Here is a 23,547-nt window from a genome sequence, read left to right as displayed (position 1 = left end):
CGCGGTCACAAGCGCGGCTAGTCGATCACGTCGGCGCAGACCACATGCGCGCCGATCTCGATCATCCGGCGTTCGCTGCGCGAGTCCGCCACCCTGGCCATCAGGATGGGCGCCCCGCTCGCCGCGAACTGCGGCAGCCGGGCGCGGGCCCCGCGGTGCAGGTCGCGGACCACGTCCTCGGCGGCCGACATGTGCACCTTCACGTGCAGCATGATCCCCGGCGCCCCCGAGGCGGTGCGCGCCTCGGAGATCCAGACGTGGTGCACGAGCGGGTAGTCCATGAGCAGGTTCCCGATGGCCCGCCGCAGGGCGGGCAGGATCGGGTGGGCGCACCGGCGGTAGCCGGGGTCGACCTGCTGCATGGGCCCCGACAGGTGCGGTCGCGGCGCCGGTATCCACGGCAGCGCGGGCGCGTCCGGCGAGGGCGGCGCCACCTGGGCGAGCGCGGCTCCCCGTGACACCGTGGCCATCGCGCCCGTCGCGTACGCGGCGGGGACGGCGCCCGACAGCACTGGATGAGGCCCCGATCGCGTCGAGGCGAGGAAGCGCTGGAGGTCGTCGATGGGCACGGCCGCCGCTGCGGGCCCCGCCGCGTCGATCACGATCTCCCGCACACCCGTGACGCGCTGGATGTCGAGGATCGTGTCCGGATCGCAGGCGGAGAGGGAGTGACTGCCGCGGTGCCGGGCGTACGTTGCCGCGCCCGTGTATCCGAGCAGCACTCTGTCGCCGGCCTGGGTCGTACCCAGGACGACTGATCGGTCTGGTCGCACTGCCACCAGAACCCCACCGTCAGCGAGCGCCGCCAGCAGGCGATGTGGGCTGCCATGCTGGGCGAGCACGTCGGCAAGCGCAGGATTCCCGATGCTCATATGACGAACCATAGGTAGTCGGTCACGGCTTATCAGGCTAATAGCCAAGAAATCCCCCCAGCAAGACAAAGATGAGAGCAGTGTGGATGAGTTTGCGGGAGCCGGGGTACGGAGGCGCTGTCTCAGATCCTGGGTCACTCGTGAACACGTTCACAAGCGCGGATAGACTCGGGGGGTCCGAGGGGCCCTCTGAGGTGTCCCTCAACGCCCGCCCGCATGCCCCTAAGGATTCACTTCCATGAGCAAGCCCGTCGTACTGGTCGCAGAGGAGCTGTCCGAGGCAGGCCTCGCCGTACTCGCCAACGATTTCGAGGTCCGCCACACCGACGGCGCCGACCGCTCGCAGCTGCTGCCCGCGCTCGCCGACGTGGACGCGCTCATCGTCCGCTCCGCCACGCAGGTCGATGCCGAGGCCATCGCCGCGGCGCCGAAGCTGCGCGTGGTCGCACGGGCCGGCGTCGGGCTCGACAACGTCGACGTCGAGGCGGCCACCAAGGCCGGTGTGATGGTGGTCAACGCCCCGACCTCCAACATCACCAGCGCCGCCGAGCAGACCGTCGCGCTCATCCTGGCCAGCGCCCGCAACACGGCCCAGGCGCACGCCGCGCTGAAGAACGGCGAGTGGAAGCGGTCCAAGTACACCGGTGTCGAGCTCGACGAGAAGGTCGTCGGCATCCTCGGCCTGGGCAAGATCGGTCAGCTCGTGGCGCAGCGCCTGCAGCCGTTCGGCGTCGAGCTGATCGCCTACGACCCCTACCTGCCGCCGGCCCGCGCCGACCAGATGGGCGTCAAGCTGGTCAGCCTCGAAGAGGTCATCAAGCAGGCCGACTTCATCACCGTGCACCTGCCCAAGTCCAAGGAGACGCTCGGGCTGATCGGTGACAAGGAGCTGCACGAGGTCAAGCCGTCGGTGCGGATCGTCAACGTGGCCCGCGGCGGCATCGTCGACGAGGCCGCGCTCTACTCGGCGATCAAGGAGGGCCGCGTCGCCGGGGCGGGCATCGACGTGTTCTCCAAGGAGCCCTGCACCGACAGCCCGCTGTTCGAGCTCGACCAGGTCGTCGTCACGCCGCACCTGGGCGCCTCCACGCACGAGGCCCAGGAGAAGGCCGGCACCCAGGTCGCGCGGAGCGTCAAGCTCGCCCTCGCCGGTGAGTTCGTGCCCGACGCGGTCAACGTCCAGGGCGGAGCGGTCGCCGAGGACGTCAAGCCGGGCCTGCCGCTGGCCGAGAAGCTGGGCCGCGTCTTCACCGCGCTGGCGGGCGAGGTCGCCACGAAGCTCGACGTCGAGGTGCGCGGCGAGATCGCCTCGCAGGACGTCCGGGTGATCGAACTGGCCGCGCTCAAGGGCATCTTCGCCGACGTGGTCGAGGACTCGGTCACGTACGTGAACGCGCCGCTCCTGGCCAAGGACCGCGGGATCTCCGTCAACCTGGTGACCAGCTCCGACAGCCCCGACTGGCGCAACGTGGTCACCGTACGCGGCGTGCTCGCCGACGGCCGCCGCGTCTCGGTCTCGGGCACGCTGTCGGGCCCGCGCCAGATCACGAAGATCGTCGAGGTCAACGGCTACGAGATGGAGATCGAGCCGACCGCGCACCTGTCGTTCTTCACCTACACCGACCGGCCCGGCATCGTCGGCGTCGTCGGCCGCCTGCTCGGCGAGCACGGCGTCAACATCGCCTCGATGCAGGTGGCCCGTGACGCCAAGGGTGGCAAGGCGCTGATCGCGCTGACGGTCGACTCCGCCATCCCGGCCGACGTGGTCGAGCAGATCGGCACCGAGATCGGCGCCGAGAGCGGCCGCTCGGTCGACCTGGAGGACTGACCCCTTCTTCAGAGCGTTCCAGGATCAACGGCTGTCGCGTCCGCGGCAGCCGTTTTTCTGTCTCAGGATGCGAGATAGTAGGACGTCCAACGAGACAGCCAAACTACCGCCAGGTATTCTTTCGGAAGATGCGCCAGGTTCTCGTACTTATTACCTGCCGCGGCGGGGCCTGTTAGGGCAGGTCGACGACCCGCCGTGGTGTGCGGCGTTGCGTCGACCGGTAAGCCCCATCGTTCCGGTCCGCGATCCGGACCCCACGAGCTCAGGCCCGGTCGGATTCGTGACCGGAGTCCGACCGCACAGCACACGACGCCCCGCGAAATGAGATGAGACACATGTACGAGATGTATGCCTGGAACTCCACCGACGAGACCGCTGACGAGGCGACCGAGGCCCTGCAGACCGCCCTGGACCGCAGGGACAACGGCGGCGCCCCGCAGAACACCAGCCGGTAACGCTTAGAACTCCAACCGGTAGAAGGCCGCCATCCTCCTGAATCCGGGCACGGCCTTGGCGAGCCCGACCGAGATCCGGTGCGACGCCGACAGGCGGCCGTAGCCGGGCAGGTCGAAGGCGCTCATCGCGGTGACCAGGCGTAGCTTCGGACTGATCGACAGCAGGTCGGCCGGGCCGTCCATGCCCCAGTGCATCGTGGCCTCGGCCTTCCTGACCGGTTTGTTGAGCTTCTGCAGGCGCAGCCCGAAGGGGCTCAGCGCGTCGAAGACGAACTGGCCGCCGGGGAACCGGTCGACGATCGCCCTGACCAGCGCGCGGCCCTCCGCCGGGTCGAGGTAGTAGAACAGGCCCTCGGCGATGACCAGCACCGGCTTGCCCGCGGTCACTTGGTCCAGCCAGCCGAGGTCGGTGACCGAGGTGCCGATCGTCCGGTGCTCTTCCGGATACAGCCGCCGCCGTAGGTCGATGACGTCTGGATAGTCCACGTCGTACCAGTCGACGCTCGGCGGCGGGTCCAGGCGGTGGGCCCGCGTGTCGAGACCGCAGCCCAGGTGCAGCACGGTCGCCTCGGCGTGCCGGGCGAGGAACTCCCTGGCCCAGCCGTCCAGGAAGCGGGCCCGGATCGCGACCGAGCCGGCCATGCGCTGGTCCATACCGGTGTCGCTGAAGTCGTGGTCGATGCGCTCGACGGTCGCGGCCGCCAGGCGGTCGTCGAGTATGGGGTGTGGTGAGCGGGCGTCCAGTGCCCTGCCGTACAGGGTGGCGAGGAGCGTGGCCTTCTCGGCGGCCAGCCGCACCTTTTCAGGAGCCATGCCGTCGAAGCTACACCCGTTTCACGAACTTATGAAGTCTGTGAAGCGGCGTGGGCGAGAGCCAGCGCGCCGAGCAGCGGGGCGTCGTCGGCGAACCGCGCCGGGCGTACCTCGGGCGGGAAGGGTACGGACCGCCGCAGCTCGGCTGTCAGGCGAGGCATGATCAGGTCGGCCGCGCCCATCATGCCGCCGCCGACCACCAGGCACTCGGGGTCGAAGGTCGCGCACAGGTTCGCCGCGTTCATGGCCAGCAGCCCGAGCGCCTCGTCCACCAGCTCCGCGACCGCCGAGCCGGGGGCAGAGACGGACAGGGCGAACAGGTCGGCCGCCGTGGTCTCGCGGCCCAGCAGGGCCGTGCCCCGGGCCGCGAGCGCGCCGCCCGAGACCCGCTCCTCCAGGGGAACGTGCCCGTCGGCGAAGGCGGGCTCTCCCGGAACGGCCTGCAGGTAGCCGATCTCGCCGGCCGCGCCGTGCGCCCCGGACACCACCTGGCCGTTCACCACCAGCGCCGCCGCCAGCCCGGTGCCCAGGTTCAGGTAGACACCCGCCGACACACCGCGCAGCGCTCCCCAGCGCAGCTCGGCCGCGGCAGCAGCCTTCACGTCGTTGTCGATCGCCACCGGGATCGCGCCGTACTCCTCCCGCAGCAGCCGGGGCAGCTCCAACCCCTCCCAGCCGGGCACATTGGGGGCCAGCCAGATCCGGCCGTCGCGGATGACGCCGCAGGTCGAGAAGCCCACGGCGGCCGGCGCGCCGTCCAGGTCCCGGGCCGCCGCCAGGGCCCGTTCCAGGGTGCCGGCGCCGGTGTCGAGCCGGATCCGCTCGACGATCTCCGGCCCGTCGGAGCTGGACACGCCGACGGCGACCTTCGTGCCGCCCACATCGATGCCCAGCACGCGGCTCACTGGGCGGCTCCCCGGCGGGCCAGCGAGTCGATCGCCACGGCCAGGGCCAGCACCGCGGCCGTCACCATGAAACGTACGGAGGAGTCGACGCTGAGCAGGTACATGCCGCTGGTGATCGACTGGATCACCAGCACCCCGAGCAGCGCGTCATAGGCCCGCCCCCGGCCGCCGAACAGCGAGGTGCCGCCGATGACCGCCGCGGCGATCGCCATGAGCAGGATGTCGCTGCCACCCGACTGCTGGTTGACCGCCGACAGCCGGCTGGCCGCCAGGATGCCCCCGGCCGCCGCCAGCGTGGAGGCCAGCATGAACGCCAGGATCCTGATGCGCGTCACGTTGATCCCGGCCCGCCTGGCCGCCTCCGCGTTGCCCCCCACGGCGTACACATGCCTGCCGAACGCGGTATGCCTGAGCACGAGATCGAACACCACCACCAGCGCCCCGAAGATGATCAGCAGCAGCGGCACGCCCCGGTCGGCCGACATGATGACCACGCCCGCCGCGAGCAGCACGGCCAGGCCGCCCGTTCTGACCAGCAGCCACCACAGCGGGGTGACGGGCAGCCCGGCGGCCAGCCTGAGACGCCGGGTGAGCAGCGCCGCGCCGCCCGAGACGAGCACCAGAGCCGCCACCAGCAGCCACGACAGCCAGGACGGCAACCAGGTGTCGCTCAGCTTCGAGATGAACCCGGTGAACGGCAGGTTGATCGTGCCGCCCTGCCGCAGCAGGAAGAGCAGCAGCCCGAGCCAGCCCATCAGCCCGGCCAGCGTGACCACGAACGACGGCATCCGCAGCTTGGTGAACATCAGCCCGTGGATCAGCCCGATCCCCGCCCCCGCGGCGAGGGCGATCAAGATGGCCGCCAGCGGGTTCCAGCCCTGCTTGACGTGCATGATGGTCATGATCGTCGCGCACAGGCCGCTGACCGAGCCGGCAGACAGGTCGATCTCGCCGAGCAACAGCACCATGATGATGCCCAGCGAGATCGTGCCCGTCGCGGCCATCTGCAGGGCCAGGTTCGTGAGGTTCTCCGGCGCGAGGAAGCGGTCGTTGAGCGCGCTGAAGACGATCGCGATCGCCACCAGCCCGCCGACGACCGGCCACGCGCCGACGTCGCCCTGTCTCAGCCGCTCGACGGCGACCTTCGGCGTGTACGGCTTGCGCGCCAGCGTGTCGGTCATCGCCCTGCCCCCGTGATCGCGGCCACGATCTCCTCCTGCGTGGTGTCGGCTGTACCGAAGTCGCCGGCGTTGCGTCCCAGACGCAGCACCACCACGCGGTCGCTCACCTCCCGGACGTCGGCCAGGTTGTGCGAGATGACCAGGACCGCGAGCCCGCGGTCGCGCAGCCGCCCGATCAGCGCGAGCACCTGGGCGGTCTGCTCCACGCCCAGCGCGGCGGTGGGCTCGTCCAGGATGACCAGGCGCGGCTCGCCGATCAGCGCCCTGGCGATCGCCACGGACTGGCGCTGTCCGCCCGACAGCATGGCGACGGGCACCCTGATGTCCCTGATACGTACGTCGAGCTGCTGGAGCAGATCACGGGTGGCGCGTTCCATCGCGATGTGGCGCAGCAGCGACCAGCGGCGGCGTTCCGTACCGAGGAACAGGTTGGCCACCACGTCCAGGTTCTCGCAGAGCGCGAGGTCCTGGTAGACGGTCGAGACGCCGAGCGCCTGCGCGTCGTGCGGGTTGGCGATTTTGACCGGCGTGCCGTCGAGCGTGATCGTGCCCTCGTCCGGGACGACCACCCCCGAGATGGCCTTGACCAGCGTGGACTTGCCCGCGCCGTTGTCGCCCATGAGGGCGGTGACCTCGCCGGGACGCAGGTGGAGGCTCGCGCCGTCGAGAGCCTGGACCGCGCCGTAGCGCTTGGAGATGCCTGTCGCGGAGAGCACTACTGGATGCCCGCCTTCGCGCAGGCTGCCTTGACCTCGGCGGTGCAGATCTGGTCGGCCGTGTAGAACTTGTCCTTCACGATCGTGTCCTTGACCTTGTCCGCGGTGACGGCGATGGGGTCGAGGAGGAAAGCCGGGATGTCCACGGTGCCGTTGTTGACCTTGCTGGTCGCGGCGGGCTGCTCGCCCTTGGCCACGGCCACGGCCAGCTCGGCGGACTTCTCCGCCTCAGCCCTGATGTCCAGATATATGGTCATGTACTGCTCGCCGGTGAGGATGCGCTGCACGGCGGCCAGTTCGGCGTCCTGCCCGGTGATCGGCGGCAGCTGCTTGTAGCCCGCGCGCTTCATGGCCGCGATCGCGCCGCCCGCCATGCCGTCGTTGGCCGACAGCACGCCCACGATGTTGTCCCGGCCGATGGCGGTGATTGCCTGCTCCATCTGCTGCTGGGCCTTGTCGGGACTCCAGTCGGGCGTGTCGAACTCCCTGCCGACCTTGACCTTGCCGTCCAGGACGCTCTTGGCGCCCTTCTTGTAGTCGGCCGAGCTGGGGTCGGTCGGGGCGCCGTGGATCTCCACGATCTGTCCTTTGGCCGTCGTACCCTTGGCGTTCATCGCGTCGAGCAGGGCCTGGCCCTGCATCTCGCCGACCCGGACGTTGTTGAACGAGACGTAGTACGCGTAGTCGATGCCGGAGATCAGCCGGTCGTAGGCGATCACCGGGATCTTCTTCTGCTTGGCCTGGTTGACCAGCGGCGCGACCGCGTTGGCGTCGACGGCGTCCAGCACGAGGACGTTCGCGCCCTGGGTGAGGGCCGCCTCGACCTGTTGCTGCTGCTTGGCCGCGTCCTGCTCGGCGTTGCTGTAGAGGATCTTGCAGTCGGCGCAGAGCGACTTCACCTTCGCCTCGAACAGCGGGCGGTCGAACGCCTCATACCGCGTGGTCTTGGACTCGGGCAGGAAGAGGGCGATCGTCTTGGATGCCGCCCCGGCGCTCGCGCTCGCGCTCGCCGTGCTGCCGCCGGTGCCGGCGGAGTTTCCGCAGGCGGCGGCGGTCAGCAAGAGCGCTGCGGCCGGAATCAGTCGCCATGCTCGGTCCATCGCACATCGTCCTCTCGAGTGGCCCCGCCCGGCTGTTCGTTGTTTGGTAAGAAAGCTAGTTTACTACCAGGGTCGTTGGCTAGAGTTTGGCGCGAGGAGGGCTGAAGATGCGAGGTGGGCTGGGAAATCCGCGGCTGCTGCGGGTGCTGAACGAGCGTCGGTTGCTCGACCAGCTGCACGCGAACGGTCCGGCGTCACGGGCCGATCTGGCCAAGATCACCGGGCTGTCGAAGCCGACGGTCTCGGCGGCGCTCGCCGGGCTGGAGGAAGACGGGCTGGTGCACCTGGTCGGCGAGGTGTCGGGCCGGCCGGGCCCGGTGACCTCGCTCTACGACATGAACGCGGCCTCCACCCACGTGGCGGGCATCGACATCGGCCGCGACTGGATCCGCGTCGCCGTGGCCGACCTGCGCGGCACGTTCGCGGGCCGGACCGACGGGCGCAACACCGCCCGCGACTCCGCCGAGCTCGCGGTCCTCGTGGGCGACCTCTGCCGCGCCGCGGCCAGGGAGGCCGAGCTCGACTGGTCGGTGATCGCCTGCGCGGTGGTCGGCTCGCCCGGCGTCTACGACCCGGCCCAGGGCCGCCTGGACTTCGCGCCCAACCTGCCGGGCCCGCCCGACCTGGCGGGTCGCCTCCGGTCGGCGCTCGACGTGGAGCTGACCATCGAGAACGACATCAACCTGGCGGCGGTCGGCGAGCACACGTACGGGGAGGGGCGCGGCAAGGCCAACTTCGCCCTGGTCTCCATCGGTACGGGCGTCGGGATGGGCATCGTCATCAACGGCGAGCTGTATGTCGGAGCCAGGGGAGCGGCGGGAGAGGTCTCCTATGTCCCCACGGACTCGCCCCCTTACGTCCCACCCTTTACGGACGAAGCCCTGGCCCACGGCGCCACGGAGACGGTGACCTCGGCTCCCGGCGTGGTCAGGGCGGCCAGGGCGGCCGGGCTGGACCTTGAGACGGCCAAGGAGGTCTTCGCGGTGGCGGCGGCCGGTGACCCGGCGGCCCGCTCGGTGGTGGAGGCCGAAGGGCGCCGCATCGGCGGTCTTCTGGTGGCGGTGGCGGCGGTCCTGGATCCGGAGATCATCGTCCTGAGCGGCGGGGTGGGCCGCAACCTGGACCTGCTGGGCGCGGCGATAGAGGATCGAATCGCGGAGCTGGGCCCCCTGCGGCCGATGGTGGTCGCCAGCGCTTTGGGGGACAGTGGAGTATTGCTGGGCGCGGTCGCCCACGCCCGAACCAGGGCATGGGACCTGATCTTCGACGCCAGACAGGGCTGAAAGGTCTTGTCCAAGACGTGAGATGTCGTGCTCGTCAGACGAGACAAGCGGGTAAGGTACGCACATGGAGTCGCGGAATATTCGCCTGGCCGTCATCCCCGGAGACGGCATCGGCGCCGAGGTCGTCGCCGAAGGGCTGAAGGTCCTGGAGGCCGTCGGGACCAAGATCGAGGCCACCCACTACGACCTGGGTGCCGCCCGCTATCACCGTACCGGTGAGACGCTGCCCGACGCCGTGCTCGAAGAGCTGCGCGGCTATGACGCGATTCTGCTCGGCGCCGTGGGCGATCCCAGCGTGCCGCCCGGCATCCTGGAGCGCGACCTGCTGCTCCGCCTCCGCTTCGTCTTCGACCACTACGTCAACCTGCGCCCGGTCAAGCTCTTCCCCGGCGTCGAGACCCGGCTGGCCGACACCCCCACCGAGAACATCGACATGGTCGTCGTCCGCGAGGGCACCGAGGGCCTCTACGCGGGCACCGGTGGCGTGATGCGCCGTGGCACGCCGTACGAGATCGCCACCCAGGAGTCGCTCAACACCGCCTACGGCGTGGAGCGGGTCGTCCGCTACGCGTTCGAGAAGGCCAAGTCCCGCCCGCGCAAGAAGCTGACGCTCGTCCACAAGACCAACGTCCTGACCTACGCCGGCGACCTCTGGCAGCGCACGGTCAACCGCGTCGGGGAGGAATACCCCGAGGTCACCACCGACTACTGCCACATCGACGCGGCCTCGATGTTCTTCGTGAGCCAGCCCGAGCGGTTCGACGTGATCGTCACCGACAACCTCTTCGGCGACATCATCACCGACCTCGGCGCGGCGATCGCGGGCGGCATCGGCCTGGCGGCCAGCGGCAACATCAACCCGGAGCGCACCGCGCCCAGCATGTTCGAGCCGGTGCACGGCAGCGCCCCCGACATCGCCGGGCAGGGCAAGGCCGACCCGACCGCCACGATCCTTTCGGTCGCCATGCTCCTGGAGCACCTCGGCCTGACCGCCGAGGCGGCCAGGGTCGAGCAGGCCGTCGCCGACGACATCGTCGAGCGCCTGGCCGGCTGGGCGGGCCGCACCACAAACGAGATCGGTGACGACATCACCGCGCGAGTATCGAGCTAGGGCCGCCCAGCTCCCCAAGCGCCTGGCGGTCCACATAAGGACCGCCAGGCGCTTTTTCGCGTCTAAAGGGCCAAAGCACCCCATTGGCCGCTTGCAATCCCAAATAGCGAGACAATAGGAAGTACAGGCTGCTCTAAGCAGTGGCTGCCCCGAACCGTAGAGTTTGTCCAGAACCGTAGAGAGAAGGACCTCCGTCATGACCATCGCTCAGAAGCTCAGCTTCGACGTGCAGCTATCCGACCACGCTCGCACTGCGGCCGAGCGGGAGCAGGTACTGGCGAACCCCGGGTTCGGACAGACCTTCACCGACCACATGATCTCGATCGACTACACCGAGGGCGAGGGCTGGCACGACGCCCGGCTTGAGCCGTACGGGCCGCTGTCGCTCGACCCGGCAACCTCGGTGTTCCACTACGCGCAGGAGCTGTTCGAGGGGCTCAAGGCGTACCGCCAGGCCAACGGCTCGATCGCGACCTTCCGCCCGTACGCCAACGCGGCCCGCTTCAACACCTCGGCCGAGCGCATGGCGATGCCGTCGCTTCCGGAAGAGGTGTTCGTCGAATCGCTCGAACTCCTCGTCCAGACCGACAAGGACTGGGTCCCCACGACCGAGGGCCACAGCCTCTACCTGCGCCCGTTCATCATCGCGACCCAGGTCGGCCTCGGCGTCAACTACCCGTCCCGCACCTACCGGTACATGGTCATCGCCTCCCCGGCGGCCTCCTACTTCACCGGCGGCGTCAAGCCCGTCTCCGTCTGGCTCTCCACCGAGTACACCCGCGCCGCCCCCGGCGGCACCGGCTTCGCCAAGTGCGGCGGCAACTACGCGGCCGCCTTCGTCGCCCAGCGGCAGGCCGTCGAGCAGGGCTGCGACCAGGTGGTGTGGCTGGATGCGCACGAGCACCGGTACGTGGAGGAGATGGGCGGGATGAACCTGTTCTTCGTCTTCGGCGACAAACTGGTCACCCCCGCGCTGACCGGCACCCTGCTGCCCGGCATCACCCGCGACTCCATCCTGTCCCTGGCCGCCGACCTGGGCCTGGAGGCGTCGGAACGCCTCATCTCGACGGAGGAGTGGCAGGCAGGCTGCGAGTCGGGCGAGCTCACGGAGGTGTTCGCCTGCGGGACGGCGGCAGTGGTGACCCCGGTGGGCTCGGTCAAGGGCACGGACCGCGCGTGGACCGTGGGCGACGGCACCCCTGGGGAAGTGACGATGCGCATCCGGGAGGAACTGGTGGGCATCCAGTACGGCTCCCGCCCCGACACCCACAGCTGGGTCCACAAGATCAGCTAACACGCCTTCACCGGGCGTCTTTCGCCATCCCACCCGTTACCCGTTTGGGTGGTTGGCCGTTTGACGCCCACCCTTCCACAAAGGGCTCACAATCGGCGCTTCGCACTCTGGAAGCCCGGCGCTCTTCCTTTGGCGCTTACGCGCACTGCAAGGGCCTCCGCTTCGCTCCGGACGTTCTCCCAGGCGGGCTACCACCCGCCCCCCGAAGGACCTCGCTCTGCTCGGACGGCCTTCCCTGCGCTTCGCCGGGTTGGCCGGTTGGACTATGCGAGATGCCTGGTCGGAGGCCCATTGCGCGGTGATGCCGGACCTACCGTGCCTCGCCGCACAGCAGCGCGGCCCACACGTCGTGGGCCTGGCGTAGCCGGCCAGCGAAAGGTCTCCTTGATCTCATGCTGGGGCTCGCATTGCAGCGTTCGGCGGATGAAGGACTGGCCGCCTGCCTGGCACAGCTCGTAGAACGTCGCGCGGCATTCACAGGTCCAGGCCAGGACGCGGACCCGGCTCACCCCGCAGAACGGCGGGTGCCAGACCAACTGCATGTGGTCTTGTTGCGGCAGAGGGGGGTGCGGACTCAGGCATGCTGAGTCGATCACGATGGGTGGCCCATCAACAGCGCGGACAGTGGATGATTCTGGCGGAGGTCTTTGTAGCGAAGAGCGACTCGGCGAGCAGTGGTTACCGGGTCGTCGACCGGAGCCAGCGCGTAGACCCATCGCCCACTGCGCGCAGATTTCCGCCCACACCACCAGCGGTAGCACCAGCCGTCGGTCCAGACAACCAGATCGACCCATACGGACACCAGAGCAAGCCCGTGTCCTTCCTGGATATCGGTTCGGATTCCCAGTGCCGCCAATTCATCGCTCAATCGCTCAGCGGCGCGCGACGGCGTGACCGGTGATTTCCCGTGTGCGTTGATGGGACGGGAACCCATGGAGGCCGGATGCATACTGCCAACGCTATGAGCAGGACAAATAGGCTCGGAAGTGCGATTTCGTGTCACTTCCTGATGGCCTCCAACGGAAGTGACACGAGCGGTGCCATAACTCAGTATTCAAGTCGCACAAAGTCTGCGAGATCACACATTTCATCGGTGAGAGTGCGCCGCCTGCCGATGATCCCCTTCAGGATGTCTCTGGCATAGCTCTGGTTCGTCATCCACTCCGGGGCATCGTGCCGAACACCCTGCAAGATCTCAAAGGCCTCACTCTGCCGATGCATGCGGCGGTGTGCCTCGGCCACGTCGAGGAGATGCCGGTTCCGGTTGTTCGAGGTGGGACGCAGGTCGGTGAGGGGGATCGTCTGGGAGAGCTGGAGGACCTTGTCCGGCCGGTCCTCGATCATGGCGTTCTCCACCCGCTTCATCGCGACGGTCACTGGCCCAAAGGTGCGAAGGAAGTCATCGCCCGGCGTCAGGTCACGGCCCATGGCCACGGCCGCGGTGCGCGCGAGGCGGATCGTGTCGTCCGCCTCCCCGGGCCGGTTGTCGCGGATGGCAGCGGCAGAGGCCCGCAGCAGCAGCCAGCCCCAGGCGGACAGCTGGTGCGGGGTCGCGCGGGAGATGCGAGGTTCCACGTCATCGGACCAGCGCGTCGCCATCTGGCGGGCTTCGTCGAGGCGGCCCTGACGCAGAAGAAGCCAGCAATGCGTGCTGATCGTCGCCGCCGCGTCCAGGGAGTCGTTCATGTCGTCCATGGCCCGGGACAGTGCGAACTCTGCCTGGTCGAACTCGCGTGTCTGCGTCATCAGCCAGCCGACGAGGTGTAGCAACCTGCCTCGTACGTGACGCTGTGACAGGTCCACCTCTACCAGCGCGTCCGCGTCCCTGATCATCACGGGCAGCATGGCGGCGATCTGCGAGTAGCGGTCCTGTTTCCACAGCGGCATGGACGCTTCCAGGGCGTCGCCCAGGCCCTCTCGCGTCGGCGCCTCTGTGGGCTGACCGTCGAGTCTGTGGAGTGCCCGCCGTACCGGCGCCCACAGGTCGAGTGTCTCTTCGTGCGCCGACTCGGCGTCCAGTCGGGTCATGAGTGACGTCGTCGGCACCTTGAGGGCCACCGCGACCTTGCGCAGCGTCTCCAGTCGCACGTTTTTTCGTGCGTCCTGTTCCAGCTTGCGGATAAGCGAGGCGGATACGCCGGCGAGGTCGGCCAGGCCCTGCTGAGTCAGGCCCTGGCGCTTCCGGACACTGCGAATGCGTTCGCCTATCGTGGCCATGAATCCATGCTAAAGACGGGCCGCCGAGCGGTGGGCTAACAATGACGAGGAGATGCCGAGTGACAGCTCTGCTGGATGACAGTTGGCTTCTCAACATCAGTCCTCAGCCTACGCCGGTCACCGCCGAGGAGTATGACGCGCTCCCGGAGGAGATCGCCAACACCATCGAGATCGTCGACGGCTACGTGGCCCACCGCGCGACACCTACGCCGGATCATCAGACCGCCGGTCGGCGGCTGGCCAACATGCTCGAACGCCATGCTCGCGAGGCGATGAGCAAAGGCCACGAGTGTGTCACCGTGAACACCAGCGTGGATCTGCGCCTGGTAGATCGGCCGTTGCTCAACCGGCGACCCGATGTCGCCCTCTATCGGTGCCTGGACCGCGAGCGGGGCGAACGGCTCCGCGCCGAGCACGCGCTGCTCGTCGTGGAGATCGTTTCTCCGGGATCCGAGACACAGGACACGACCGATAAGCTCGGGGAGTACGCCAAGGCTGGCATTCCGCACTACTGGATCGTCTGGCTTGACCGCTCTGGTGTGTCGATCATCGAACGCTACCGGCTGGACCGGGCGGCCATGCTTTACAAGCACATCGGTACGTTCATGAAGGACGAATCGGGTGGCGCTCCCAGTGTCAGCAACCCGATCCCCATGGTGATCGACTGGTCAGAACTGCAGTTCTGAGCAAAGCCGCCAACCTGATCCTTGCCGGGGTCCAGCCTTCCCGATGCATCGCCGGTTGGACTGCGCGAGATGCCTGGCCGGAGGCCATGGCGCGGTGAAGCCGGACCTACCGTGCCTCGCCGCACAGCAGCGCGGCCCACACATACTCCGTGTAGTACGCCACGAGCCGATCGAGTTCGGTCGTGGAACCGGCGGCCATGGCTGTCGTGATGGACCGTGAATAAGAATCGGGGGTTCGCCGAACTATGGGTGTTGCGCCGTAACCGACTGAAAGGCCGACATACATGACAGCGCCCCCCAAAGATTCGGCACCGCCCAGCGAGGATACCGACGCACAGGTGATAGAGGCGTCGCGGAGTCATCCTGATCGCTTCGGCGCCGTCTACGATCGCTATTTCGCCTCCATCCACCGCTATGTTCACCTGCGCTTGGGTGAGACGGCCGCGGATGACCTCGCCGCGGAGACCTTACTCCGCGCCTTCCGCGACCGGGACCGCTTTGACCCCGCCTGTCCCAGCGCCCGCCCCTGGCTGTACGGCATCGCCTCCAACCTGGTCGCCGAGCATCGTCGCAGCGAGGCGCGCAGGTACAGGGCGCTGGCGAGAAGCGCCGACGCCGCGGAGATCGCCAGTCACGACGAGCGCGTGGTGCAACGAGTCTCGGCGGCGGTCATGCAGCCGCGGTTGGCCGCTGGCCTCGTCCGACTTTCTGCCGGGGACAGGGAAGTCCTGCTGCTGGTCGCCTGTGCCCAGCTCAGCTACGAGGAGGTGGCCGAGGCCCTCGGCATACCTCGGGGAACGGTGGGATCGCGTCTCAACCGCGCCCGCAAGAAGCTCCGCAAGATCATCGGCTCCGCCGAGGAGGGACTGTGATGAACGAACTCGACGCGATCAAGGACTACCACGACAGCCTGCCCGGACCCGCACCCCAGGTGAGCGCGCGTGCATGGGTGCTGCTGGTCGAAGAGGTCGAGGCCGAGCGGGCCGGGAACGGCCACCCTCGGCCGACGCGGTCACGTCGGCTGCCTCTTCGCGCTTTCCCCGGCGGCCGGTGGGGGATGAGGGCCGGCGTGGCGGTGGGCCTCGCGGCCGCGGTGACTGCGGGACTGGTCCTGGTGCGTGGCGGTCACGACTCCGCTCCATTCGGGACGCCGCCGGCAAGCGCCGCCGAGTTGCTCCGGCATGCGGCCTCTGCCGCGGCGCGGGAGAACCTACGACCTGGGCCGGGGCAGTTCGTCTACATCGACCAGAAGAACGTCACATTCGCCATCGGTTCCGAGGGCGAGTACACCCAGGACGTGCGCCGCGAGGTATGGATGCCCGCCGGGGATTCCAGCAAGTCCCTGACACGCTCGACGTACGGGCAGACACACATCACCAGCGGACGAAGCCCGGAGCACGTCCAATCCCCCGGAACGGTGGAGTACCAGCGTGCGGGACAGTGCCACGACAACCGCTTGGGCCTGCCCACCCAGGCCACCGATCTTCCCGCCGATCCTGACCAGGTTCTAGCGAGGATCCGCCGCGACGCGACGGCGTTCGTCCAGTCGGACCAGCGCAGACGAGGAGAGACGAACCTGAGCCAGAACGAGATCAACATGCGGGTCGAGAAGGTCGTCGCGAGCTCGTTGCTCAGACTGGCGCAGGACCCGCTCACCCCCTCCCAGACCAGGGCCACGGTCTTCGGCTCACTGTCCAAGATGCCGATCGCGACCATCATCGCGGACCTCATCGACCCTGCCGGACGACACGGCATGGGCGCCTCGCTCAGGTTCGAGACCCCTGACGGCGGATGGGAACGCGGGGAACTCATCTTCGAGCCGACAACGTACCGGTTCCTCGGCTACCAGAGCTGGATCGGACGGCCAGAGGGCGGACAGGTCAAGGAGACTCCGAGCGCCAGTATGGCGGTGATGACAGTGAAGGTCGTCGACTCCATGCCGGAGGTTCCCAAGGACACCGGCAAGCCGATGTTCTGCTAACTCGATCATCAAGTTGCGGTTTGTGGAGTAACCCCATGCGATCGACGAGATAGCCCTTGGCTGCGGCCCTTCTCGTCGAAGGAAGAAGATCGGCCAAGGGCTGTCTGAATGACCGGGGTCCGCTATAGCGGCGTTGGGAGGCATTTCAGCTGATCCCGCACGTTCTGCGTCAACAGCGTTTCCTTGTCGGCCATACCGGCCGGTGAACCGCGCAGGGGGCACACCACGATCTTGGGCGAGCGCCGTCCTGTGCTCAGCCACCCTCGACTAATCAGCGACCGCCGAACCCTTCGTCAGCAGGCCCTTGGCGGCGCGCGACGGCGTGACCGGTGATTTCCCATGTGCGTTGATGGGACGGGAACCCATGGAGGCCGGATGCGTACTGCAGCGCTATGATCAGGCCAAATGGGCTCGGAAGTGCGATTTCGTGTCACTTCCTGATGGCCTCCAACGGAAGTGACACGAGCGGTGCCATAACTCAGTATTCAAGTCGCACAAAGTCTGCGAGCCTGCTCGACACCGCCCGTCTCATCCGGCACCTTCGGCCGGGCATCAAGCGCTGGAACCTGACTACCTTGCTCGACGAGCTCGGGCTGAACGATGAGGCCAAAGCGCTCGTCCCGCACGGGCAGCCCCACCGCGCGCTATGGGACGCGGTCAGTGCTGCGCTGCTCCTGGGCGAACTTGTCAGCCATCTTCCCGACAAGGCAGACACGACGCTGGCCACGCTCATTCGCGTGGCAGGGCGCCCCCTCAGGCCCGAGCCGGATGGCGCTGATCAGCTCACCCTCGACCCATAACCCGACAGCGGAGGCACCTGATGGTGCTGCCACGCGATCACGCCACCATCGGTTCGACGTCGATCGCCCGCGCTCAGCCGTTCATGCCTTGACCAGGCCCTCAGACCTCTGCTGAGCGTTACATCCGTCGTCAAACGTCGGTAGGTGGCCCGTGGTCTGTCGGTTTTTCGCCCCGTCAAATGTCGGTTGGCCGCCTGCAGTCTGTCGGTTTTTTACACCGTCAAATGTCGGTTGGGCTTCACACTGATGTCGATCATCGCAGGTCGGAGCCGCCATGTCCGAGTTGGTCTCACGCCGGGTGACCGGCCATGCCGAGGAGTTCCTCGGCGCCTTCAGGATCGTGATCGTCAATGGACCGACGCCCGCGCCGAGCACTCAACGTCTCGCGCGGGCTTGGCCGATCGTCACGGCAGTACCCAGCAGCGGCTAGAACGAGGTCGTATGGTGGCGGGCCCGGAACTCCGCCAAGAGCTCATCGGTCACGTCCGCACCGCCCGCCACGGCCGCATGCACCTCGCGGAAGTAATCCTCGTACCCGGCCGGCGTGTACAGGCACAATGCCTGGACCGGCTCGGTGCCGGCGTTGCGGAAGCCGCGCGGCGCGGCGAGCAGGTGCCCGGGGCCGACCGTCACCTCCCCGTCGCCGTGGTGCAGAGTCAGGTCGCCCCGCAGGACGTAGAAATATTCGTCGTGCTCTTCATGTACGTGCGGGCGGGCCCCCATCGCGCCTCCCGCCAGGGTGAACTCCTCGAACGCGAAGCGGCCGCCCGTGTGCTCACCCGTCAGCCGGAAGAAGTGCGCCACTCCAGCCACGTCGATCAGCTCGCCGTCCTCGGGGCGGCGCAGTAGAGGGCGCGGCCCCGGCATCTGCTTATCGATCATCTCAGCATTATCGGCTGATGGCATCGGAGCGGCCCGCACGCGCCGATGAGTTTCCTGTGGGGGAGTGGTCTCACTCTCGAAGCGACGACGGGAAGGAGCGGCTCCGGTGGACTTGTACAGCGTGGTGTGCGTGCGTGACCTGGCGACATCGCAGAAGTGGTTCGAGGTGTTCTTCGGGCGGCTGGCGGACGAGGCCATCGGCGAGGAGCTCCTGTGGCAGGTTGGTGAGAACGCGTGGGTGGTCATCGACGACCGGCACATGCGGGCGGCGCGGGTGGGCGGCACCATGATCACGTTCGGCGTGACCGACCTCGACGACATCCTGGCCCGGCTGGCCGCGCACGGCATCACGCACGAGCCCGTGGAGACCTACGTCAACGGCGTGCGCCATGTGGATGTCCTCGACCCGGACGGCAACAGCCTGTCGCTCGCGCAGGCACCCGCCCAGACCCTCCCCTCCAGCACTGGGACGTGATCGCGCCGTTGCCGACCGGCGCACACCGGGTCATCGCCATGGACCTGCGCGGCCACGGGCCCTCACCACCGACCGGCCGCACCTGCGCGTGCTCGAACGGACGCCAGCCACAACATGGTCGCCGAGCAGCCCGAGAAGCTTGTGACGTGACACGGATAATGTCGCTGTCTCTGCCGCGCTCTTGTCGTGTTGGTTCGGCAGTTGGTTGATGCGCTGGCGGCGTTGTGCGGGTGCCACACTGGCAGAAACGGGCCGCGTAGCTAGATAATCGCTGGTCAGCGCTGTGTGAGTACTGCGTAGGCGGTGGATCTTGAGATCTTCTGCGTGCGGGCCGCCTCGGTGCGGCCAGGACCGCGAACATGAAGCGGCCTTCCTTGGTGTCCAGGTCGAAGTCTTATATGCGCAGCTTTGTCAGCCGGTCGGCGGCCTCGTGTGGTGTCATGTCGGCACCGCGTCGGTAGGCGGTGTCGTAGCCGTTACGGCCGAGCCGTTCCACGAGTGCCTGCGCCAGGGAGCGCAGTTCGGTGTCGCCGTGGTCGAAGGTGCCGCGGATGGCCTGGCTCAGGCCGAGCGCGGTGGCGGCGCCGGTTGGGTCGTTTTCCAGGAGCAGCAGCCGTGCCAGGAGTTGGGCGGCCGAGTGGGCGTCCATGTTCGCTTGGGCCGCGTGGATGGCGCGGGGTAGCAGTTCGCGGGCTCGTACGGTGTCCCCAGCGGCGAGAAGATTGGCCATCCGGGCGGGGAGCAGCCGGCTCTGCATCGTCTCGGCCGGAAGGGGTAGCTTCCGGGCGATCGCTTCCATGCGGTCGAGTTCTTGCTCGGAGCGTTCGATGTCGCCGGAGCGGCGACGCAGCTCCGCCAGACAGCCGAGAACGTCGATCTCGAGCATGGGCTGGCCGCGCTGCCAGGCCGCTCGTTCGGCGGTTTCGACGTCGTGCCGGGCGCCGGTCAGGTCGCCGCCGCGCATGCGTGCGGTGGCGAGTGCGAGCCAGGTGGAGACCTCGTCTTGGGAGCCGAGGTCGGCGGCGATCGCGATGGCGCGCTTGTAGACGATGATCGCCCGCTCGTGGTCACCGCCGAGAGCGTGGATCTGCGCCAGGCCGTTCAGTGTCTTGGCCGTCCACCAGCGATCGCCCGCTTCCTCGAAGGCGCGCATGGCCTGCATCATCGCGGCCACCCCGCCCTCGCCATCGACCCGGTCGCGGTAGCGCATGGCTTCGATCACGTAGGTGCAGGCGATCGCCCAGCGGTCCGAGCCGCCGCGCACCCGTGCGATCTCTCGATCGACCAGCTCGTCCAGCCCGAGGATCGCGGCCACCAGAAGCGCCGTCGGCAGCAGCATTGGGTAACGCCGCAGTGCGCCGGTGTGTGTGCACTCGTCGATGAGCGCGCGCAACCGCTCGGGGTCTATGCCCGATCCTTCCTCGCCGGCCACCACGCGGATCGTGGTGAACGCGGCCCGGGCATCGGCGGGCAGCGCACTGCCGAACTCCGCGACCCTGGTCACGTACACGTCAGCGCGTGCGTCGTAGCGGACCATGACCCAGTACCAATACAGCGGGGCCAGGATCGCTGCTGCCGTCTGGGCGTCGCCGCCGTCGATGGCCGATTGAAGGGCGAAGACCAGGTTGTCGTACTCGGCGTCGAACAGCTGCAGCGATTGTGCCTGTTCCTTGGCGCGCAGCAGCGGCTCGTGCTGCTCGGCCAGGTCGGCGAAATGCCGCGTGAGCCTGCCCAGCACGGCTTCGCCTTCGCCTTCGCGGTGGAGCTTGTCCGCTGCGTAGGTTCGGATGGTCTCCAGCATCCGGTAGCCGTCGCCGGTCCGCTCCACGATCGACTTGTCGACCAGAGACTCCAGCACGTACAGGATCTCGAGTGTGGGGAGCGTCTCATCAGCGCAGGCGGCCTCGATCGCGTCGATGCTCGTTCTGGCCGGAAAGATCGCGATGCGGCGGGCCAGCATCCGCTCCTGGTCGGTGAGCAGGTCCCAGCTCCATTCGATGACCGCAAGGAGGGTCTGCTGGCGGGGCTGGGCGGCCCGGTTGCCGGTGCTGAGCAGCCGGAAGCGGTCATCCAGGCGCTGGGCGACCTGGTCGACGCTCATGGTGCGCAGCCGTGCCGCGGCCAGTTCTAGCGCGAGCGGTAGCCCGTCGAGCCGGCGTGCGATGTCCACGACCGCGCCTGTCGTCGCCGCGTCGAGGGCGAAGCCGGGCCGCACGGCTGCCGCCCGATCGGCAAACAGGCGCACCGCCGCCGACTCACCGGCCCGAGCCCAGTGCGCGTGCGCCGGCGGCAGCTCAAGCGGGCCCAGCCGGCACAGCGCTTCGCCCATGACCTCCAGCGGCTCGCGGCTGGTGGCCAGGATGGTCAGGTACGGCTGGCGCTCCAGCAGTTGCCCGGCGAACTCCGCCACCGGGCCGGAGATCTGCTCGCAGTTGTCCATGACCAGCACGCCTTCGCCCCCGGCCAGCAGCGTGGCCGCCCGCTCCAGCGGCGTACCCGACGGCGGCGCGTCTGCGACGCAGAGCGTGCCCAGCACCGCCTCGGTCAACCCCTCCGGTGTGGTCACGCCGGCCAGGGAGACCAGCCACGCCCGGCCGCGCCGGTGGGCCCGGTGCCGGCTCACCGCCTCGACGGCCAGCCGGGTCTTGCCCACGCCCCCCGGACCCACGACGGTGACCAGCCTGGAGCTCTCCAGCAGCCGGGCCAGCAGCCGCAGTCCGTCTTGCCGGCCGACGAAGCTGGTCAGCTGGGCCGGCAGACGTCCCGGTGCCGCCTGCGGCCGAGCCGGTGCAGCCTCGGGGCGGCTGTCCAACTCGCCCCGCAGCATGGCCAGGTGCGTCTTGCGCAGTTCCTCGGACGGGTCGACGCCCAGTTCCTCGGCGAGCATGCCGCGGACCTGCTCGAACAGGGCCAGCGCGTCGGACTGGCGGCCGGCCGCGTACAAGGCCCGCATGCGCAGCCCGGCCAGCCGTTCGCGCAACGGGTGGCCAGCGGCCACCGCTGTCATGTCGGCCAGGATCTCGTCATGGTGGCCCAGACGCAGCTCCGCCTCGAAGCGGTCTTCGATGGCTGCGACGCGCAGCTCCTCCAGACGCGCGGCAGCCGTACCAGCAAAAGGAGCGTCGCGCACGTCGGCCAGCGCGTCGGCCCGCCATAGCGCCAGCGCGTCCCCCAGCAGCGCGGCCGCCCTCCTCGCAGCGCCCGCGGCCAGTTCGCGGCCGCCGCGTTTGGCCAGCTCCTCGAACCGATAGGCATCGATGTTCCCGGCGTGCACGTGTAGGCGGTACCCGGCGGCGGTCCTCTCCACGACCCCGGCCTCGCCCAGAGCCTTGCGTAGCCGATGCACCAGCCCGTGCAGCGTGTTGACGGTGCCCCCGCGCGGATTTTCTGCCCACAGGCCGTCGACGAGCGCGTTGGCCGAGACCATCTCGCCTCCGGCCAGTGCCAGCCGGGCCAGCAGCGCGCGCACCATGACACCGCCCACTTCGATCGGCACGCCATCGCCGGCATAGGCCCGGACCGGCCCCAGCACCTCAACCCGCATGCTCACCAGGCTATGAGGACCAGGACTCGATGAGCGCCGGCTCAAAGCGCGTTCGAAGAGGTTTGTAAGGGCTGCTGGACAGGGTGGAGAGCGTACCGAAAAGACACCCGAAAGGCAGTGCAATGGCAGCGCAGGAGAACGTGCAGCAGGTACTCGACTGGGCCGTGGCCGAGGTCGGCGTCCCGGGGATCGTCGCTGACGTCAAGGACGGGAACCGAACCTGGTTCGCCACCGCCGGCGTGGCCGACATCGAGACCGGCACCCCGCGTCAGCCGTGGGAATACCTGCACACTGGCAGCAGCGGCAAGGCCTTCACAGCCGCCGTACTTCTGGCCCTGGAGGCCGAGGGCCGGCTGAGCCTTGACGACACGGTGAACACGTGGCTGCCCGGTGTGCTGGACGCGGGCGGCTACGACGGCAACAAGATCACCATCAGGCACCTGCTCAGCAACACCAGCGGCCTGTTTTCCACCGGGCTGGCGCCGGAGGTGGCCCAGCGCTACGCCACCCGCGCCGGGTTCCTGCAGCATCGCTTCGACACCTACACTCTCGAAGACATGCTGAGCCTGGCGGTCTCCCAGCCGCCGGTCGGTGCGCCCGGCGAACGCTTCGAGTACTCCAACGGCGGCTTCCACGTCGCCGGCGCGATCATCGAGAAGATCACCGGCAACAGCTACGCCGATGAGGTCGAGCGCAGGGTCATCCAGCCGCTCGGCTTGGCCGACACCTACGTGCGCCCCGTCCAGGACCTGGCATACCCCGATCCGTACCCGCGGGCGTACTCCAAGATGTTCTTCAAGGACGGCACCGACCTGGCGACGCTCACCCCGGAGAACTGGGAATCGCTGATGGAAGACCCCAGTATGCCGCCCCTGGACGTGACCCAGGTCAACTCGTCCGGCGCCTGGTCGGCCGGCAACGTCGTCTCCACCACCGGCGACATGATCCGCTTCGTCAGCGCGTTGGCCAGCGGCACACTGCTGCCGCCCGCTCAGCACCGCCAGATGTGGACCACGGTCTCCACCGAGGGCAGTTACTGGATGCCGCACGCCCGCTACGGCCTGGGCATGTTCGAGTTCGACAAGCAGGTCACCGGCGGCCGGCCGCTGCGCGGCGTGGGCGGCAGCCTGTGGGGATCGTGGCTCTTCACGGTCGGCACCCCCGACGGCGGGCACACCATCGCCGTCCACACCAACACCGAGTGGAAATCCTGGGACGTCCTGTTCAAGGTCATCGAAGCGGAGTTCGGCATCTCCGTCGGCGCCTAAGCGCCCGCTCCATCGCCACAGCGACCATGATGGTCGGTCGATCGCACAGCGGGCGATGCTACCCCCCGGCGGGCCCCCCCCCGACACCCCCCCCCACCACCCCCCACCCAACCCCCCCCACCGGGACCGGGCGGCC

Annotated in this window: 20 protein-coding genes; 11 read left to right on the top strand and 9 right to left on the bottom strand. The window is 68.5% G+C overall.

Annotated elements, in window-relative coordinates; genetic code table 11:
* Positions 1–17: 17 nt before the first annotated feature.
* Positions 18–872 carry a hypothetical protein gene (locus AB0L53_RS19835; protein WP_363995543.1) on the bottom strand — a complete coding sequence of 285 codons (855 nt, stop codon included), beginning with the start codon at positions 870–872 and terminating at the stop codon, positions 18–20.
* 238 nt (positions 873–1,110) lie between these two features.
* On the opposite strand from AB0L53_RS19835, the gene serA reads away from it, so the two are divergent.
* Positions 1,111–2,700 (top strand): phosphoglycerate dehydrogenase, encoded by a 1,590-nt coding sequence (serA, locus tag AB0L53_RS19830; protein ID WP_357950263.1) that lies wholly within the window; start codon positions 1,111–1,113, stop codon positions 2,698–2,700.
* Positions 2,701–3,158: 458 nt separating this feature from the next.
* Here serA and AB0L53_RS19825 read toward each other — a convergent pair whose 3' ends face one another.
* From AB0L53_RS19825 to AB0L53_RS19805, 5 genes are read right to left on the bottom strand one after another with little or no spacing between them, the layout of a single operon-like run.
* Positions 3,159–3,968 carry a class I SAM-dependent methyltransferase gene (locus AB0L53_RS19825; protein ID WP_363995540.1) on the bottom strand — a complete coding sequence of 270 codons (810 nt, stop codon included), beginning with the start codon at positions 3,966–3,968 and terminating at the stop codon, positions 3,159–3,161.
* A 29-nt stretch (positions 3,969–3,997) separates the two neighbouring features.
* Positions 3,998–4,873: an ROK family protein gene (locus tag AB0L53_RS19820; RefSeq protein ID WP_363995537.1), complete on the bottom strand. Its 876-nt coding sequence runs from the start codon at positions 4,871–4,873 to the stop codon at positions 3,998–4,000.
* Positions 4,870–6,054, bottom strand: coding sequence for a sugar ABC transporter permease (locus tag AB0L53_RS19815; RefSeq protein ID WP_363995534.1), 1,185 nt, complete (start codon positions 6,052–6,054; stop codon positions 4,870–4,872). Before AB0L53_RS19815 ends, AB0L53_RS19820 begins: the two co-directional genes overlap by 4 nt.
* Positions 6,051–6,770, bottom strand: coding sequence for an ATP-binding cassette domain-containing protein (locus AB0L53_RS19810; protein ID WP_357950274.1), 720 nt, complete (start codon positions 6,768–6,770; stop codon positions 6,051–6,053). The genes AB0L53_RS19815 and AB0L53_RS19810 overlap by 4 nt, the downstream gene beginning before the upstream one ends.
* On the bottom strand, positions 6,770–7,870 hold the full coding sequence (locus tag AB0L53_RS19805) for a sugar ABC transporter substrate-binding protein (RefSeq protein WP_357950277.1): 1,101 nt from the start codon (positions 7,868–7,870) through the stop codon (positions 6,770–6,772). The genes AB0L53_RS19810 and AB0L53_RS19805 overlap by 1 nt, the downstream gene beginning before the upstream one ends.
* Before the next feature lie 107 nt (positions 7,871–7,977).
* On the opposite strand from AB0L53_RS19805, the gene AB0L53_RS19800 reads away from it, so the two are divergent.
* The 3 genes from AB0L53_RS19800 to AB0L53_RS19790 all read left to right on the top strand — a co-directional run bounded on the left by AB0L53_RS19800 (position 7,978) and on the right by AB0L53_RS19790 (position 11,558).
* A complete protein-coding gene (locus AB0L53_RS19800; protein ID WP_363995530.1) occupies positions 7,978–9,153 on the top strand; it encodes an ROK family transcriptional regulator in 1,176 nt (391 codons plus the stop codon).
* Between the two features lie 64 nt (positions 9,154–9,217).
* Positions 9,218–10,264 carry a 3-isopropylmalate dehydrogenase gene (locus tag AB0L53_RS19795; protein WP_363995527.1) on the top strand — a complete coding sequence of 349 codons (1,047 nt, stop codon included), beginning with the start codon at positions 9,218–9,220 and terminating at the stop codon, positions 10,262–10,264.
* A 196-nt stretch (positions 10,265–10,460) separates the two neighbouring features.
* On the top strand, positions 10,461–11,558 hold the full coding sequence (locus AB0L53_RS19790) for a branched-chain amino acid aminotransferase (RefSeq protein ID WP_363995524.1): 1,098 nt from the start codon (positions 10,461–10,463) through the stop codon (positions 11,556–11,558).
* A gap of 1,047 nt (positions 11,559–12,605) precedes the next feature.
* Here the strand turns inward: AB0L53_RS19790 and AB0L53_RS19785 are convergent.
* The gene (locus AB0L53_RS19785) at positions 12,606–13,775 is read right to left on the bottom strand and encodes a helix-turn-helix domain-containing protein (RefSeq protein ID WP_363995521.1); all 1,170 of its coding nucleotides are present in this window, start codon (positions 13,773–13,775) and stop codon (positions 12,606–12,608) included.
* Between the two features lie 59 nt (positions 13,776–13,834).
* Between AB0L53_RS19785 and AB0L53_RS19780 the strand changes: the two genes are divergently transcribed.
* The 5 genes from AB0L53_RS19780 (at position 13,835) to AB0L53_RS19760 (ending at position 17,672) form a co-directional block, all read left to right on the top strand.
* Positions 13,835–14,461, top strand: coding sequence for a Uma2 family endonuclease (locus AB0L53_RS19780; RefSeq protein ID WP_363995518.1), 627 nt, complete (start codon positions 13,835–13,837; stop codon positions 14,459–14,461).
* Between the two features lie 284 nt (positions 14,462–14,745).
* On the top strand, positions 14,746–15,333 hold the full coding sequence (locus AB0L53_RS19775; RefSeq protein ID WP_363995515.1) for an RNA polymerase sigma factor: 588 nt from the start codon (positions 14,746–14,748) through the stop codon (positions 15,331–15,333).
* Positions 15,333–16,442 carry a CU044_5270 family protein gene (locus AB0L53_RS19770; RefSeq protein WP_363995512.1) on the top strand — a complete coding sequence of 370 codons (1,110 nt, stop codon included), beginning with the start codon at positions 15,333–15,335 and terminating at the stop codon, positions 16,440–16,442. The genes AB0L53_RS19775 and AB0L53_RS19770 overlap by 1 nt, the downstream gene beginning before the upstream one ends.
* A 575-nt stretch (positions 16,443–17,017) precedes the next feature.
* Positions 17,018–17,242 carry a hypothetical protein gene (locus AB0L53_RS19765; RefSeq protein WP_363995510.1) on the top strand — a complete coding sequence of 75 codons (225 nt, stop codon included), beginning with the start codon at positions 17,018–17,020 and terminating at the stop codon, positions 17,240–17,242.
* A 274-nt stretch (positions 17,243–17,516) separates the two neighbouring features.
* A complete protein-coding gene (locus tag AB0L53_RS19760; protein WP_363995507.1) occupies positions 17,517–17,672 on the top strand; it encodes a hypothetical protein in 156 nt (51 codons plus the stop codon).
* Here the strand turns inward: AB0L53_RS19760 and AB0L53_RS19755 are convergent.
* Positions 17,669–18,124, bottom strand: coding sequence for a cupin domain-containing protein (locus tag AB0L53_RS19755; RefSeq protein WP_363995504.1), 456 nt, complete (start codon positions 18,122–18,124; stop codon positions 17,669–17,671). The two genes, AB0L53_RS19760 and AB0L53_RS19755, sit on opposite strands and share 4 nt — an antisense overlap.
* 106 nt (positions 18,125–18,230) lie before the next feature.
* Between AB0L53_RS19755 and AB0L53_RS19750 the strand changes: the two genes are divergently transcribed.
* Positions 18,231–18,599, top strand: coding sequence for a VOC family protein (locus AB0L53_RS19750; RefSeq protein ID WP_363995501.1), 369 nt, complete (start codon positions 18,231–18,233; stop codon positions 18,597–18,599).
* Between the two features lie 394 nt (positions 18,600–18,993).
* Here the strand turns inward: AB0L53_RS19750 and AB0L53_RS19745 are convergent, their stop codons facing one another.
* Complete coding sequence (locus AB0L53_RS19745) at positions 18,994–22,143, bottom strand: BTAD domain-containing putative transcriptional regulator (RefSeq protein ID WP_363995498.1); 3,150 nt, start codon at positions 22,141–22,143, stop codon at positions 18,994–18,996.
* Positions 22,144–22,265: 122 nt separating this feature from the next.
* Between AB0L53_RS19745 and AB0L53_RS19740 the strand changes: the two genes are divergently transcribed.
* Positions 22,266–23,411: a serine hydrolase domain-containing protein gene (locus AB0L53_RS19740; protein ID WP_363995495.1), complete on the top strand. Its 1,146-nt coding sequence runs from the start codon at positions 22,266–22,268 to the stop codon at positions 23,409–23,411.
* Positions 23,412–23,547: the final 136 nt, after the last annotated feature.

Origin of the sequence: Nonomuraea sp. NPDC052129, assembly GCF_040680095.1 — a bacterium.
In the GTDB taxonomy this organism is placed as follows: domain Bacteria; phylum Actinomycetota; class Actinomycetes; order Streptosporangiales; family Streptosporangiaceae; genus Nonomuraea.
The sequence above is the reverse complement of the archived record's forward strand: the minus strand, read 5'-3'. Positions and strand labels throughout refer to the sequence as shown.

Excerpts from the sequence above, each read along its gene's own strand:
- AB0L53_RS19835 (WP_363995543.1), bottom strand. The coding sequence starts at position 872 with ATGAGCATCGGGAATCCTGCGCTTGCCGACGTGCTCGCCCAGCATGGC.
- serA (WP_357950263.1), top strand. The coding sequence starts at position 1,111 with ATGAGCAAGCCCGTCGTACTGGTCGCAGAGGAGCTGTCCGAGGCAGGC.
- AB0L53_RS19825 (WP_363995540.1), bottom strand. The coding sequence starts at position 3,968 with ATGGCTCCTGAAAAGGTGCGGCTGGCCGCCGAGAAGGCCACGCTCCTC.
- AB0L53_RS19815 (WP_363995534.1), bottom strand. The coding sequence starts at position 6,054 with ATGACCGACACGCTGGCGCGCAAGCCGTACACGCCGAAGGTCGCCGTC.
- AB0L53_RS19805 (WP_357950277.1), bottom strand. The coding sequence starts at position 7,870 with ATGGACCGAGCATGGCGACTGATTCCGGCCGCAGCGCTCTTGCTGACC.
- AB0L53_RS19800 (WP_363995530.1), top strand. The coding sequence starts at position 7,978 with ATGCGAGGTGGGCTGGGAAATCCGCGGCTGCTGCGGGTGCTGAACGAG.
- AB0L53_RS19795 (WP_363995527.1), top strand. The coding sequence starts at position 9,218 with ATGGAGTCGCGGAATATTCGCCTGGCCGTCATCCCCGGAGACGGCATC.
- AB0L53_RS19790 (WP_363995524.1), top strand. The coding sequence starts at position 10,461 with ATGACCATCGCTCAGAAGCTCAGCTTCGACGTGCAGCTATCCGACCAC.
- AB0L53_RS19785 (WP_363995521.1), bottom strand. The coding sequence starts at position 13,775 with ATGGCCACGATAGGCGAACGCATTCGCAGTGTCCGGAAGCGCCAGGGC.
- AB0L53_RS19775 (WP_363995515.1), top strand. The coding sequence starts at position 14,746 with ATGACAGCGCCCCCCAAAGATTCGGCACCGCCCAGCGAGGATACCGAC.
- AB0L53_RS19770 (WP_363995512.1), top strand. The coding sequence starts at position 15,333 with ATGAACGAACTCGACGCGATCAAGGACTACCACGACAGCCTGCCCGGA.
- AB0L53_RS19760 (WP_363995507.1), top strand. The coding sequence starts at position 17,517 with ATGTCCGAGTTGGTCTCACGCCGGGTGACCGGCCATGCCGAGGAGTTC.
- AB0L53_RS19755 (WP_363995504.1), bottom strand. The coding sequence starts at position 18,124 with ATGATCGATAAGCAGATGCCGGGGCCGCGCCCTCTACTGCGCCGCCCC.
- AB0L53_RS19745 (WP_363995498.1), bottom strand. The coding sequence starts at position 22,143 with ATGCGGGTTGAGGTGCTGGGGCCGGTCCGGGCCTATGCCGGCGATGGC.
- AB0L53_RS19740 (WP_363995495.1), top strand. The coding sequence starts at position 22,266 with ATGGCAGCGCAGGAGAACGTGCAGCAGGTACTCGACTGGGCCGTGGCC.